Source organism: Gluconobacter sp. ESL1110, from assembly GCF_058107395.1.
Genome location: NZ_JBYLUK010000009.1, coordinates 1 through 13,128 on the forward strand (window position 1 = coordinate 1; position 13,128 = coordinate 13,128).

Annotated in this window: 11 protein-coding genes and 1 pseudogene; 11 read left to right on the forward strand and 1 reads right to left on the reverse strand. The window is 63.2% G+C overall.

The genetic code is table 11. The features are described from left to right. Nucleotides 1–178: 178 nt before the first annotated feature. Together AC3B6F_RS11850 and AC3B6F_RS11855 are read left to right on the forward strand one after the other, a co-directional pair. Entirely contained in the window at nucleotides 179–556 is a 378-nt protein-coding gene (locus tag AC3B6F_RS11850) for a hypothetical protein (protein ID WP_489824520.1), read from the forward strand. Continuing rightward, a pseudogene (locus AC3B6F_RS11855) lies at nucleotides 553–1,490 on the forward strand (phosphoadenosine phosphosulfate reductase domain-containing protein). Before AC3B6F_RS11850 ends, AC3B6F_RS11855 begins: the two are co-directional and overlap by 4 nt. Nucleotides 1,491–1,492: 2 nt before the next feature. Here AC3B6F_RS11855 and AC3B6F_RS11860 read toward each other — a convergent pair. After that, nucleotides 1,493–2,005: a Ros/MucR family transcriptional regulator gene (locus tag AC3B6F_RS11860; protein ID WP_489823319.1), complete on the reverse strand. Its 513-nt coding sequence runs from the start codon at nucleotides 2,003–2,005 to the stop codon at nucleotides 1,493–1,495. A gap of 361 nt (nucleotides 2,006–2,366) precedes the next feature. On the opposite strand from AC3B6F_RS11860, the gene AC3B6F_RS11865 reads away from it, so the two are divergent. The 9 genes from AC3B6F_RS11865 to AC3B6F_RS11905 all read left to right on the forward strand — a co-directional run bounded on the left by AC3B6F_RS11865 (nucleotide 2,367) and on the right by AC3B6F_RS11905 (nucleotide 13,109). Beyond that, nucleotides 2,367–2,630, forward strand: a complete 264-nt coding sequence (locus AC3B6F_RS11865) for a hypothetical protein (RefSeq protein ID WP_141353760.1) — start codon at nucleotides 2,367–2,369, stop codon at nucleotides 2,628–2,630. A gap of 113 nt (nucleotides 2,631–2,743) precedes the next feature. After that, nucleotides 2,744–7,885, forward strand: a complete 5,142-nt coding sequence (locus tag AC3B6F_RS11870; protein ID WP_489824521.1) for a DEAD/DEAH box helicase family protein — start codon at nucleotides 2,744–2,746, stop codon at nucleotides 7,883–7,885. A gap of 133 nt (nucleotides 7,886–8,018) precedes the next feature. Next, the gene (locus tag AC3B6F_RS11875; protein WP_489824522.1) at nucleotides 8,019–8,372 is read left to right on the forward strand and encodes a hypothetical protein; all 354 of its coding nucleotides are present in this window, start codon (nucleotides 8,019–8,021) and stop codon (nucleotides 8,370–8,372) included. Then, nucleotides 8,369–8,677 carry a DUF5983 family protein gene (locus tag AC3B6F_RS11880; RefSeq protein ID WP_489824523.1) on the forward strand — a complete coding sequence of 103 codons (309 nt, stop codon included), beginning with the start codon at nucleotides 8,369–8,371 and terminating at the stop codon, nucleotides 8,675–8,677. Before AC3B6F_RS11875 ends, AC3B6F_RS11880 begins: the two co-directional genes overlap by 4 nt. 188 nt (nucleotides 8,678–8,865) lie before the next feature. Continuing rightward, on the forward strand, nucleotides 8,866–9,291 hold the full coding sequence (locus AC3B6F_RS11885; protein ID WP_489824524.1) for a hypothetical protein: 426 nt from the start codon (nucleotides 8,866–8,868) through the stop codon (nucleotides 9,289–9,291). A 53-nt stretch (nucleotides 9,292–9,344) separates the two neighbouring features. Then, nucleotides 9,345–11,207, forward strand: coding sequence for a ParB/RepB/Spo0J family partition protein (locus AC3B6F_RS11890; RefSeq protein WP_489824525.1), 1,863 nt, complete (start codon nucleotides 9,345–9,347; stop codon nucleotides 11,205–11,207). A gap of 201 nt (nucleotides 11,208–11,408) precedes the next feature. Continuing rightward, nucleotides 11,409–11,627, forward strand: a complete 219-nt coding sequence (locus tag AC3B6F_RS11895) for an antitoxin MazE family protein (RefSeq protein ID WP_346006236.1) — start codon at nucleotides 11,409–11,411, stop codon at nucleotides 11,625–11,627. A 14-nt stretch (nucleotides 11,628–11,641) separates the two neighbouring features. Beyond that, a complete protein-coding gene (locus AC3B6F_RS11900; protein WP_415528103.1) occupies nucleotides 11,642–11,947 on the forward strand; it encodes a type II toxin-antitoxin system PemK/MazF family toxin in 306 nt (101 codons plus the stop codon). Between the two features lie 493 nt (nucleotides 11,948–12,440). Beyond that, nucleotides 12,441–13,109 (forward strand): LPD29 domain-containing protein, encoded by a 669-nt coding sequence (locus AC3B6F_RS11905; RefSeq protein WP_489824526.1) that lies wholly within the window; start codon nucleotides 12,441–12,443, stop codon nucleotides 13,107–13,109. Nucleotides 13,110–13,128: the final 19 nt, after the last annotated feature.

Sequence of the window (13,128 nt, forward strand, 5' to 3'; positions counted from 1 at the left end):
TCAGCCGCCCGTGCTGCAACAGGTGGGTCGCCGTCTGTCCTCCCCATGCTCGCCGGCTGCGCCGCCTGTGCGTGGGTCCGGGTGACGCCGATCCTGCCGCTGCGTGGCACTGTTGCAGCACGGTCGCCTGTCTGACCGTCGCGATGATGTTTGAAGAACCAGAGATGGATCGAGCATCATGCAACGCTACCAGTTCCCCTATGTCCCAACACCCCGTGGCCGGCCGCCTATGCGCTGGACGGATACCCAGGAGCCCACAACATGCCGCCGCTGCAACGCGCATTGGGAAGATGGTGATCCGGCGTTGACGATTGCCTGCACGGGCTGCGGCGCACCTGCGGATGAGCCGTGCCGCCGCAGCTCAGCTGGCAATGAGCGTGTGTGCGCCTGTCGCGACGAAGCGGCCGTCCAGATGGGGCTTCTGATGCCTTGTGAGGGACTGACCTGGGACGGTCGCCACGAAAAGCCGCTGCTATTGCGGGAACGCCCGATCGCCCACGCTCTGATGTGCCGCTCGGTGCGGACAGGCGCGCCTGTCAGTCGGTGGACCTCATGAGCCCGGATCTCGCGTCCTATGACCACATTATTGTCGCCGTGTCGGGAGGCAAGGACGGCACGGCCTGTCTGCTCGCCCTGCTGGAAGCCGGTGCTCCGGCCGAACGCATCGAGCTCTGGCATCACGAGGTGGATGGGGCAGGGCGGTCCTTCATGGACTGGCCCTCCACAGGCCCGTATGTCGCAGCCCTGGCGCGAGGGTGACTTCGAGCGCGAAATGCTGCGGGACAATGCGCCCACAGCTCCGGTTGTCTTCGAAACCCCTGACGGGGTCATCACAGCAGGCGGGCAGGGGCCAGAGGGTACACGCCTGCGCTTTCCCCAGGTCTCAGCCAGCCTCTCCGTGCGCTGGTGTTCGGCAAGCCTCAAGGTTGATGTGGCCGATCGCGCCTTGCGGGGACAGGAGCGGTTCCTGAACCGACGTACCCTCATGGTCACAGGCGAGCGTGCTGAGGAAAGTCCCGCACGGGCCCGCTATGCGGCCTTCGAACGCCAACGGACTGACACGAGAAACGGGACGCGGCGGCGTCGACATGTCGATCACTTCCGGCCCGTGCACGCCTGGTCCGAGGCCGAAGTCTGGGCCATCCTCGAGCGCTGGCGCGTGATGCCCGCCTTTCCCTATCAGGTCGGCTTTTCGCGCCTGTCCTGCGCGTTCTGCATCTTCGGCAATGCAGACCAGTTCGCCACCCTGAAATGGATGGATGCGAACCGGTTTGCGAAACTGGTCAGATATGAAAAGGACTTCGGCTGCACGATCAAACGTGACAGGGGGGCTCGAACAGCTGTCGTCCGAAGGGACGGTCTATCAGGAAGCCCGGTCGCGGCCCGACCTGGTCGCAGCCTGCCTGGCAGACCGACCGTTAGAGACGGTTCTGACAGAGGACTGGACCCTCCCGGCCGGAGCCTTCGGCACCGGGGGAGGGCCGGTCTAGTCTCAGGCGCGGGCCGGACGGCCGCGACGTTTCTCGGGAAGCTTCTTTACCGGAGGAAGGGTGTCTTCCTCAGGGGAGGGCTCCTGCGACGCAGAGGCGCGGGTCGTAGAGCCCAGGCCAATTTCGCGGGCGAGGGACGAGCGTTTCTCGGAATAGCTGGGTGCCACCATTGGATACTCGCGCGGCAGGCCCCACCGGGCCCGGTACTCCTCCGGGGTCATGTTGTAGGCTGTCTTGAGATGACGGCGGAGCATTTTCAGCTTTTTCCCGTCTTCCAGGCAGATGATGTAGTCCGGAAACACGGAGCGCTTCGGGTTCACGGCGGGGGTCGGGGCTTCTTCCGCGACAGGCTCGGCCTTGGTCGGGGTGGTGAGGGCATCGTGCACGCTGCGGATCAGCGCGGGCAGATGGTCGGCGGAAAGCTCGTTCTGCGACAGATAGGCGGCCACGATGTCGGCGGTGAGTGGCAGAAGATCAGCATGAGGGTGTGCACTGGTCTCATTCAGGTCGGTCATAAATGTCCCTCAAGGTTCTGGAAGAGCTCTGGACATGGCTCTTTCAGGTCATGACTGCAAGTCGTTACGACTATTACTGCCTCAGATATTAACAGTTCCCTGAGCCGCGTCGAAACACGGTCATGTTTCTTTGATCGTGAGAGCACAAATCGCAGAAGACGCGGACCGTAAAAGAAAAAGAGGAAAGAAAAGGAAGGAAAGAAGGGCAGGCACCACGGGATCGCCCTGTGCCGCAAGGGGTGGGTCCGTCCGTGTCCTCGCTGGCGCTGCGGGCCGGGCGGTCCCGACGCTGACGCGTCGCCCTTGCCGCCCAGAACGACGCCGCGCTCGCCGGAAAGGGTCAGAAAGGAGACAGCAGACGATGCCCGTCATGGCCCTCACACGCCCAACCCCCACACAGAATTTCAGCCTGGTTCAGGCCCACCGCGAGGGCTGGACCATTCTCGAAGGCTGCGGCCCGGAGCACGCTGACACCCAGCTGCGCGGCGTGACCTGCTCGGACCAGAATGCCTGGTGGCAGGTCGCGCGCCAGGCCCGTCAGGGATCGCCCTATCACCGTGAGGCCCTGTCGCGTCTGTCTCACAGTGAGCGCGAACAGATCTCCCTGCGCTTCGGTCCGCTGTGACCTGACCCGGAAGGCCTGAGCGCCTTTCGCCCAAACCCATCCTGTTTGTTTTCCGGCCCCCCGGTCTGTCCCCGCGCAGCACCGGGCGCTGCCGCTTGTCCGGAGTTCCTCCCATGAGCAAGACCCAGCTCAGCTTTTTCGACACCTCCGCCCTGGGTGGCGGCAGCAGCACCCTGTTCTGGGGCGACCTGCCCGGAGATCGTGCGTTCGAAGAGGCCGCCTCCCTCGCGAAAGAAGCCACCGCAGCCCCGGTTGCCGCGTCTAAGATTGACTTCCGTCTCTGCGGCACACGCGAGCTGGCACAGGGCTGGAAAGCGCGGGCGCGGGACAACCTCGCCGCCATCCGTCTTCTGACCGAACTTGAAACGGAGGGCCGCAATGCAACGCCGTCCGAGCAGGCTTTGCTGGCGAAGTTTACGGGATTTGGAGCCGGGGAGCTGGCCAACAGCCTGTTCCCCCGTCCGGGCGAAGCCTTCCGTCAGGGCTGGGAAGAGATCGGGGTGCAGCTTGAGACGCTGACGAGCCAGCAGGAGCGGGCCGGACTGGCGCGGGCCACGCAGTACGCGCATTACACGCCGGAACTGATCGTGCATGCGCTGTGGGATCTGGTGGCGCAGATGGGGTTCCGCGGCGGACGTGCGCTGGAGCCGGGCTGTGGCACGGGTCTGTTCATGGGCGCGATCCCGGAGAAACTTGCCCCGAAGACGGCCTGGACGGCGATTGAGAACGATCCGCTGACCGCCCGCATCGCCCGCAAGCTGTTTCCGAACCAGTGGGTCCGGTCAGAGGACTTCACGACGGCGAAGATTGCCGAGCAGTTCGACCTCACGATTGGCAACCCGCCGTTCAGTAACCGCACGGTGCGCGGCACGGACGAGTTGGGGCGGCTTGGGCTGTCGCTGCATGACTACTTCATTGCACGCGCAGTGTCCCGCCTGCGGCCTGGAGCGATGGGTCTGTTCGTAACGTCGCGTTGGACGATGGACAAGCGCGACGCCACAGCACGCCGGCACCTGTTCGAAACGGCCGATCTGGTCGGTGCGGTTCGCTTGCCGGCTGGCGCGATGCGCGATGATGCCGGAACGGACGTGGTCGTGGACGTGCTGGTTCTGCGCCGTCGCGAGATTGGAGACAGCCCGGGCGGGACCGCCTGGCTGGAGGTTGCGGACCTGTCCGACACCGACGAGGGGGAGGGACCGCTCAGCATCAACCGCTATTTTGCGGAGAACGGTCAGCAGGTGCTGGGTCGGCATGGCTGGACGAGCGGGCAGTTCGGGCCGGAATACACCTGCGCCCCGAACCCGATGCTGATGCTCGACGACGCCCTGCCGAGCGCACTCTCCCGTCTGGCCGCGCTAGCCCGCTTCCCGATGCCACAGACGCTCGACGTCGAGGCTCTGCGCGCATGCCGCCGAGCGGATGTCGGTACGGCAGGGGAGGGGGCCAGCCTCAAGGAAGGCAGCTACCTGATTGAGAAGGGGGGCCTGCACCAGATCGTTGACGGCCAGTCGGTGCCGGTGCAGGTCAAGAAAGGCGAGCAGAAGGACGGCATGTTCCAGAAGCACGCGCGTATCATCGAAGGCCTGATCCCGGTCCGTGATGCCGCCCGCGCGGTCCTGCGCGCCCAGGTGGAGAACCTGCCCTACAGCGGGCTCCAGGCGGATCTTAAACGCGCCTATCAGTCCTTTGTGCGACAGTTCGGGCCGATCAACCTCACGCAGACCAGCACGCGCATTGATCCCAAAACCGGGGACGAGAGCACGACGCAGCGGCGTCCGAACCTCCAGCCCTTTTATGACGATCCGGACGTCTGGCTGGTCAGCTCGATCGAGGAGTACGACGAGGACCGGCAGGTCGGCACACAGGGGCCGCTGTTCTCCGAGCGTGTGATCCAGGCGACGCTGGAGCCGGAGGTGCACAGCGCCCATGACGCGCTCGCGGTCTGCCTGCACGAGACGGGTGTGGTGGAGATCCCGCGCATTGCCGAACTGTTGGGACGGTCCGAGGACGAGGTCATCGCCGAGCTGGGCAGTGCCATCTACCTCGATGCCGCACGCAGCCAGCCCGGACGCGATGTCTGGGTGCCCGCCGACGAAGCCCTGTCAGGGGCGGTGCGCACGAAGCTGGCGGAGGCCCGCAAAGCCGCTGAGACCGATCCCCGCTTTGCCCGCACCTTGGCCGCGCTGGAAGAGGCCCAGCCCGAGGATCTGCGGCCGAGTGACATTACCGCCCGTTTGGGCGCGCCGTGGATCCCGACCGCCGACATCGAGGGCTTCATCGCCGAGGTGATCGGGGTCGAAGCCGGCGTGTGGCACACCAAAGAGGTGGCGTCCTGGACCCTGGACAAGGGACCGTTCCGTGGCAAGGCCGAGGCGACGTCCGCCTGGGGCACCGAACGCCGTCCCGCAGGCGAACTGATCGAGGATGCGCTCAATCAGGCCATTCCGCAGATCTGGGACACGTGGCGCGACGAGAACGGCGAGCACCGGCAGCTGAATGCGCAGGAGACCGAGGCCGCCAAGGAAAAGCTCGCCGCTATCAAGACAGCCTTCCAGACCTGGGTGTGGCAGGATCCAGAGCGCGCCGAGCGTCTGGTACGGCTGTATAACGACACCTACAACAACCTCATCCCCCGCGCCTTTGACGGCTCGCATCTGCAGTTGCCCGGGGCCAGCACCACGATCCAGCTGCGTGCTCACCAGAAGCGGGTGGTCTGGCGCATCATCGCCACAGGAAACACTTACATGGCCCACGCTGTGGGGTCGGGAAAGACCTTCTCGATGTGCGCGGCGATCATGGAGCAGCGCCGTCTTGGCCTGATCTCGAAGGCCATGGTTGTGGTGCCGGGACACTGTCTGGCGCAGATGGCCCGCGAGTTTCTGATGCTCTACCCGACCGCGAAGATCCTGGTGGCGGACGAGACGAACTTCGTGAAGGCGAAGCGCCAGCGCTTTCTCGCCCGTGCGGCCACGGGTCAGTGGGATGCGATCATCATCACGCATGATGCCTTCAAGTTCATTCCGGTCGAGACCAGGTTCGAGCAGGCGATGATCGAGGCGCAGATCGCGTCTTACGAGAGCCTGCTGTGCGATGTGGACAAGGACGATCGCGTGTCGCGCAAGCGCATCGAGCGCATGAAGGAGGGGATGGAGGCCAAACTGGAGGGGCTGGCCAGCCGCAAGGACGATCTGGTGCATCTTGGCGAGATCGGGATCGACCAGATCCTCGTGGACGAAGCGCAGCAGTTCCGCAAGCTCAGCTTCGGTACGAACCAGTCCAGCCTCAAAGGGGTCGATCCGAACGGCAGCGGGCGGGCCTGGGACCTGTATGTCAAGGCCCGGTATCTCAGCCGTCTCAACCCCGGTCGCGAGCTAATCATGGCCTCGGGCTCGCCGATTACGAACACTCTGGGCGAGATGTACAATGTGCAGCGCTTCCAGCAGATCGACGCCCTGATCGAGCGTGGCCTGCACGAGTTCGATGCCTGGGCCGCCAATTTCGGGGAGACCCGCACGGAACTCGAACTTCAGCCGAGCGGGCTGTACAAGCCTGTGACGCGGTTTGCGGAGTTCGTGAACGTGGCCGATCTGATGGCCATGTACCGGCATTTTGCGGACGTCGTGCAGCAGGACGACCTGCGCCAGTACGTGAAGCTGCCTGACATCGCCACGGGCAGCCGACAGATCATCGTCGCAGACAGCGGACCCGCCTTTCGCGATTACCAGAAGGAGCTGGAAGCGCGGATCAAGGTGATCGAGGAGCGCAAAGGCAAGCCGCAGAAGGGTGAGGATATCATCCTGTCCGTGATCAACGATGCGCGTCACGCAGCGATTGATCTGCGTTTTGTCCGACCTTCGGAGGACAATGACACCAGCAACAAGCTGAACGTCATGATCGCGAGGGTCTTCGACATCTGGAAGGCGACGAGCGAAAACCGCTACACCGATCCCGACACCGGCAAGTCCTATGACCTGCCCGGGGCCGTGCAGATGATCTTCTCGGATCTGGGCACGGAAGCGGCGCTGGAGAAACGGGGCTTCTCGGCCTATCTGTGGATCCGCGACGAACTGATGCGGATGGGTGTGCCGCGCGAGCAGATCGCCTTCATGCAGCACTACAAGAAAAGTGCCGCCAAGCAGGGGCTGTTCCGGGATCTCAATTCGGGACGCAAACGCATCCTGATCGGTTCGAGTGCGACGATGGGCACGGGCGTGAACGCACAGCAGCGTCTGATTGCCCTGCACCACCTCGATGTGCCCTGGCTGGTGGCCGACATCATCCAGCGTGAGGGACGGATCGAACGCCAGGGCAACCAGAACCCGGTCATCCAAATTTACGCCTACGCCCTGAAAGGGTCGGTGGATGCCACGAACTGGCAGCTTCTGGAGCGCAAACAGCGCTTCCTGTGTCTGGCCATGTCGGGAGACCGGTCGATCCGTCGTCTGGAGGATATCGGCGAGAGTGCGAACCAGTTTGCCATGGCGAAGGCACTGGCCTCGGGCGACGAACGCCTGATGAAAAAGGCGGGACTGGAAGCAGAGCTGGCCCGTCTGCGTCGTCTCAAAGCCGCCCATTACGACGACCAGTTCAACGTGCGTCGCGCGATCGAGCGGGCCGAGCGTGATCAGAGGGTGGCCGAAGCCGTTATTCCGAAGATCCGGGCGGATATCGCGAAACGCCAGTCGACACGGGGCGAGGCGTTCCAGCTTGTGCGCAAGTCGGATGTGCTGACCGAGCGGCAGGATGCCGGCAGGTGGCTGATGGGTCAGGCGCGCACCGCCAAACGTGCCGAGCAGAAAGGCCGGTGGAAACTCGGCGAGATCGGCGGTTTCGAGCTGGTGTGTGAGACCTGGAGCTCGACCTTCATGGGTGAGACGGAATGGGACGCGACCATCGCCATCGTGGCCGAGGACCGGATGATCGGGATCGACTTTGATCACGACACCGCGCCGCTCGGATTCATCGCCCGCATCGAGAACACCCTGCTGCGGTTCGATAGTGAGCTTGCGGATGCGCAGCGTGTGGTTGCCGAGACGGAGCGCAAGCTGCCCGGCTACCGCGCCCGTGACGGGATGCCGTTCCGCGAGGCCGCACTTCTGGAGGAGAAGGAGGAGGAAATGGCGTCTCTGGAGGCGGATCTGGCCGAGGATACAGCGCGGCGGGAGGCGGATGCTGCGGAAGCCCTGGCCGCGATGGAGAGCCTGAGCGTCAACGACAATGGGGGAGAAGGCGAGGAAGAAGAAGCGGCAGCATAAGAAGAGGGAAAGGGCGGGCATGGCCCGCCCGGTGCGGCAAGGCTCAGGCCGGGCGCGCTGGCGCGCGGCCTTGCCGCACCGGGCAGCCCCTGCATCCGCGGAGAGGTTGAAAGAGAGATCAGAGGAAGAGAGCATGTGCGACCATCAGACGTCCCCGCAAACCACGACCGTCTCCAAAGTCCTGTGCGGCCTGAATGTGGAAATTTTCACATACCCGAGCGGTGAGGTGCTGCTGCGCACCGTGGACGCCTATCCGGTCAACCGGAATGACTGGCATGGCCCGTATGCGGATGCCGCTCAGGCCGAGGCCGACTTCGTGGACCGCCATGCGCTGCCTGTGCTGACACCCGAGGATGTCAGACGCAGGCGTCTGAACGGGACACTTACGAAGACGCGCGAGTATGGCGAGATGATTCTGGCTTTTCATCGCTGGACAGGGGCGACCTGTCTGACCCCGTTCATTGTCCGGCCGGAGGCCCGGGCATGAGCGACGTTCCTCCGACGTCCGCGGGCGTCGTCTGCCGGCACCTGGATCTCAGTACCGGGCATCTTCCAGTCGCAGAGCGCGATGCGTGCGAGCTTTATCTCAGCAGCGGAGGCACAGCAGGGCGAAGCTGTCTTGGCGGGCCTTATGGCTGGATGATTTATGTTCCCACCGAGGCGGAGGACGTCCCGCAGGACGTGTCTCCCGAACTGGCCGCCCTGATGGTTCAGGCGCGAAAGCAGGACTGCCACTACATCCACTTCGATCGGGACGGGTCGATCGACGGGACGCTGCCCTTTTACGACTGAACCGCCACCGCCTTGCCTGCCTCAGGGAGAAAAGAAGAGGCGGGAAAACAAGCGGAAATGAGAGAGGGAGCCGCCACAGGTCGCGGCTCCGCGCAAGGCTCAGGCCGGGCGCGCTGACGCGCGGCCTTGCGCGAAGCCACGCCCCGTGCCCGCGCCGAGATCATCACGACAGATAAAAGGAGAGAGGCGTGTCAGACCCGGCAGGACAACCCGCGGCCGAAGTGGCGCTCAGAGCAAACCTGACGCTGATCTTTGACGCGATGCAGACGCATGGTGTGAAGACGGTCAAAGTTGAGTACGAGGCCAAAGAAGGCTGGTGGACAACGCTTCATGTGACAGCGGACGACAGTCCGGATCTGTTCGAAGACCTGTCCCTTGAGAAGGCCGTTGCAGCGCTCGGACCTGACCAGACGATTGCTCCTCTGTTTCCGAACAGCTTTGACCTTGTGGTCTGGCACTGCGTCGAAACCGTTATCCGCCGCGTGCAGGCCGATTACGACACCGATGAAGACGGGTCTTACGGCACGGCCATGCTGACGCTGGAAACGCGGCAGCTTGAGGTCGAGCATATCGAGCGTGTGGTCTCCCACCTCGCGCACAGCCTGACCGCCTGACGTCTCCCCCACGAGACCTTTTCGACACCCTTACGACATCACTGGAGCCCATCATGGACGAACTGCGCCTTGTCGATCCCAACACCCTTGTCGATAATCCGGAAAATCCGCGCAAAGCAGAAAGCAGCCAGGACAGTCTCCGACGCTTCGCGATGAACATTTTGCAGGTGGGACTCATTCACCCGCCAAAAGTGCGGGAGCTGGAAGACGGGCGTCTGATGATCATAGCGGGTCATCGCCGGAAGCGGGCCTCCATCTATGCCGGACTTTCGCAAATTCCGGTTCATGTGACGCACGAAGAGAGCAAGCACGAAGCCCTGGCGGCGGCCAGTGAGAACATGATCCGCGAAGGCATGTCCGAGCCGGACCAGTGGCGTGCCGTGACCCGGATGCGCGAAGAGCTTGGCTATACGGATCAGCAGCTGTGCATGGCGCTGATGATCACGCCTGCCTATCTCCGTGGACTGACCCTGCTCGCGAAGCTGCATCCGCCAATCCTGCACGCCATCGAAATTGGCCGCGGCCCCGACCTGAAAGAGCGTCGGACTCTGGCCCTGTCGTCGCTGGAGGATCAGGCCGCTGCCTGGGCTGAGATGTTTGCCGAGAGCGTGGAGGAGGGAGAGGACCCGGCCGGGTATCGCCTTAACGTCGAGGATCCGGATGATACCGTGGACTGGCGTGACTTCACCTGGCACCTGCGTCAGGAGGAGTGGTATGCGCGTGATGCCCGGTTTGACGATGCGCTGGCGCAAAAGCATGGCGTCGTCTGGACCGAAGATCTGTTCGGGCAGGGCAGTGAGGACAATCGCTACGTCACGGATGCCACCGCGTTTCGGGCGGCGCAGGAAGACTGGATTGCCGAGCACCGCCCCGAAGGAACGCTCGCGGTCGAGACGGACGAGTATGGGTCTCCCCTCCGCCCTCAGGGCTATAACTTCGTTGCGAACTGGATGGGCGAGCAGGAGGCCGATGTTGTCGGCTACTGGCTCAATCGGAGTACCCTGAAAGTCGAAGAGCGGAAGTTCCGCTACACGGGTGAAGAAACCGTCCGCTCCGAACCGCGCGTGGTGGAGCAGACGCCACCCGCAAAGAAGGAGCGCGCGGACATTTCCGGAACGGGTCTGAAGATGATCGGCTCTGTGCGGACTCTCGCGCTGAAGAAGGCGCTGGAAGCGAAAAGTGAAGACGCGGATCCGTGGGATCTGGTGGCCGGCCTGCTGCTCGCACTGAATGCCAATAACGTTCATATTTACGGTTCATCAGGCCGGTCGCCTTATGAGAACGCGGTGAAAACCGCCATGGAAGAGCTGTTTCCGGAAGGCGAACTGGTGCGTGATGAAGCGCTCATCCGCCGCCATGCGCTGGAAAGCCTCGGAGGCTTCATGAACTGTGAGGTCAGCATGCACTCCGGCTCCGGCATGGCAGCGGAACTGCTGGGCTGTCTGTTCGACGCGGATACCCACATGCCGAGCATGGCCGATGAGGACTTCCTGAAGACCTACAGCAAGCCCGGCATCACCAAAGCGGTTCAGGCGCATGGGCTTGCACCACTCAACACAGGCAAGGAGATGCGGGCCGCCCTGCTGAACGCCGTGGGAGACGGGCACTGGGTTCCGGAGGCCGCAGGCTTTGCGCAGGCGACTGGCGTCTGGACCGATGAGGTTCGAAACAGGCAGGCCCGCCGCGCGAAATGGGCCGCCCTGAAAGACGATCTGGAAGCCGGGGATGAAGACGGCCTGGAGTGCGCTGATCCGGAGGATCTGGAAGACGGGATGGACGAGGAGGGCGGAGAAGATGCTGGCGAGCCGCACGTCACTGAGGATGAGCCGGCAGAAAAACCGGACCTTGTGGTGCCCCAGGAACTGGTGGCCATGCAGGCCGCCATGGGAGGGCGGCTGGAGATCCTTCGGATCTGAGGCCGCATGCGGCCACGAATAGACCGGACATCAGGCGGCGCTCTTCTGAGTGCCGATTTTTTGTAAGCAGATAGAAGAAAGAGCCCCTATGGCAGACTATTTTTCAAGGGTTTCGGCCTTGATTCCGTTCCTGAGCGTTGAGCGCTTTTTAGTAGAAATCAGGGAATTTTTTTGTTACATGTAACGAGAGGAGAAAAAGCCATGACCCCTGTTGCCATTCGCGTCCAAAAGCGCCGTGACACCCTTCGCAAGGCCGGTCTGCGCCCTGTCCAGATCTGGGTACCCGATACGCGCACACCTGGCTTTGATGCAGAATGCAAGCGCCAGGCGCGTCTCGTGGCCGAAGCAGAACGGCACGATCCCGCGCTGATGTCCTTCGTTGAAAGCGCGGCCAGCGATCTCGACGGATGGGATGCATGAACCGGGGAGACTTCGTGACCGTTGCTCTCCAGGGTGATCTCGGAAAACCCCGTCCCGCGCTAATCGTCCAGGCTGACCGCTTCGAAACGACGGCCTCTGTGACCGTACTCCCTGTTACCAGCACGCTCATAGACGCGCCCTTGCTTCGCCTGTCGGTAACACCGGACGAGCGAAACGGGCTGCGCAAGACGTCTCAGGTGATGATCGACAAGCCCAGCACTGTCTCCCGCGACAAGATCGGTCCAACCTTCGGGATCGCCAGCGATACGGTCATGCTCTCTGTCAATCGCGCTTTGGCCCTGTTTTTAGGTCTGGCCTGAAGCGCGTAGAAAGCCGAGTGACGTCTGATTTAACAGGGAGTCGTGGGGATACCTTCCAACAGTCGTCAAACGCAAAACGAAGAGGACCCTTCAGGCGGTTGCCACCGCACTGAAGAGCCTCTCCGAGCAAATCACTTAAGGTAAACCGGGCCGTGAGGTGTTTTTTGCGAAGCCCCTCACGGCTCACCTCTGAACGTGGACGAACCGGTTACGATTTTCAAGGGCGGAGTCAGCATGGCTCCGCCCTTTTTCGTGCAGTGAGACGATGCCTTGTTTCACAGGGGAAGAGGCTGCCCGCACGAGGACGAAAAGCGAAGAGAAAAGAGAGAGAAAGAGGAGAGGGCGCGGGTGCCAGAGCCTGTCTGTCGCCGCAAGGGGTGGTGTCCTCGGCTGACGCCTGCGGGACCGCCGCTGACGCGTCGCCCTTGCCCCGCCAGCCAGGCCCTGACCCCGGAGAGGACAGTTGAAGAGACATGAAGAGAAGGAGATCAGCATGTCCGAACACCCGACTGTCACCGTGGGCACCCGCGTCAGCACCATCCTGTACAACAGAGGCCGGGGCGTCGTGTATGCGGTCCATGGCACGCCGCGTCCCGAGACGATCCGACGCCTTGCTGGCGGCTTCATTGCCGCGGGGGGCAATGCGAGTTTTGACATCGTCTTCGCCTGCGGCAGTATCAGCAAGAGGCTGCTCGAGAGCATTCTGCACGGCGTGCAGTGGACGATCTTCCACGACGAGCCCAAGGCAGGACCGGAGGAAATTGCGCAGCTGCGCGCTCATGCCGAAGCGTGCCGCGCTGAAAAGCAGGCGCAGAAGGAGCAGGCTGAGGCAGCCCATGCGGCTGAAATCGAGCGTCTGCGCACCGATCCCGAGTACGCCCATCTGGAGCAGGGATCAGACCAGAGCGGGGTGCTGGCAGGAAAGAACATCCGCCGCCTGCTGAAAGCCGCTCTGCCGAACCACACGTTCCGGGTGCGCAAGTCCTCCTACGGGTCCGTGTCGATCAGCTGCGACGATCCGCTGGACGATGCGGCGCAGAAGACCGTCTCGGATATCCGAAAGCGCTTCAGATCCGGGTTCTATGACGACGTGACGGATTGTCACTCCAAGAGCCGGAGCCCCTGGCAGGAGGTTTTCGGCAGCGCCGAATACGTCTTCTGACCCCACCTCGTTTCGTCAC

What these genes read in the sequence shown, in the direction of transcription:
- AC3B6F_RS11895 (WP_346006236.1), top strand. Translation starts at nt 11,409, where the DNA reads ATGACCCCTGTTGCCATTCGCGTCCAAAAGCGCCGTGACACCCTTCGC.
- AC3B6F_RS11875 (WP_489824522.1), top strand. Translation starts at nt 8,019, where the DNA reads ATGTGCGACCATCAGACGTCCCCGCAAACCACGACCGTCTCCAAAGTC.
- AC3B6F_RS11880 (WP_489824523.1), top strand. Translation starts at nt 8,369, where the DNA reads ATGAGCGACGTTCCTCCGACGTCCGCGGGCGTCGTCTGCCGGCACCTG.
- AC3B6F_RS11905 (WP_489824526.1), top strand. Translation starts at nt 12,441, where the DNA reads ATGTCCGAACACCCGACTGTCACCGTGGGCACCCGCGTCAGCACCATC.
- AC3B6F_RS11890 (WP_489824525.1), top strand. Translation starts at nt 9,345, where the DNA reads ATGGACGAACTGCGCCTTGTCGATCCCAACACCCTTGTCGATAATCCG.
- AC3B6F_RS11860 (WP_489823319.1), bottom strand. Translation starts at nt 2,005, where the DNA reads ATGACCGACCTGAATGAGACCAGTGCACACCCTCATGCTGATCTTCTG.
- AC3B6F_RS11865 (WP_141353760.1), top strand. Translation starts at nt 2,367, where the DNA reads ATGCCCGTCATGGCCCTCACACGCCCAACCCCCACACAGAATTTCAGC.
- AC3B6F_RS11870 (WP_489824521.1), top strand. Translation starts at nt 2,744, where the DNA reads ATGAGCAAGACCCAGCTCAGCTTTTTCGACACCTCCGCCCTGGGTGGC.
- AC3B6F_RS11850 (WP_489824520.1), top strand. Translation starts at nt 179, where the DNA reads ATGCAACGCTACCAGTTCCCCTATGTCCCAACACCCCGTGGCCGGCCG.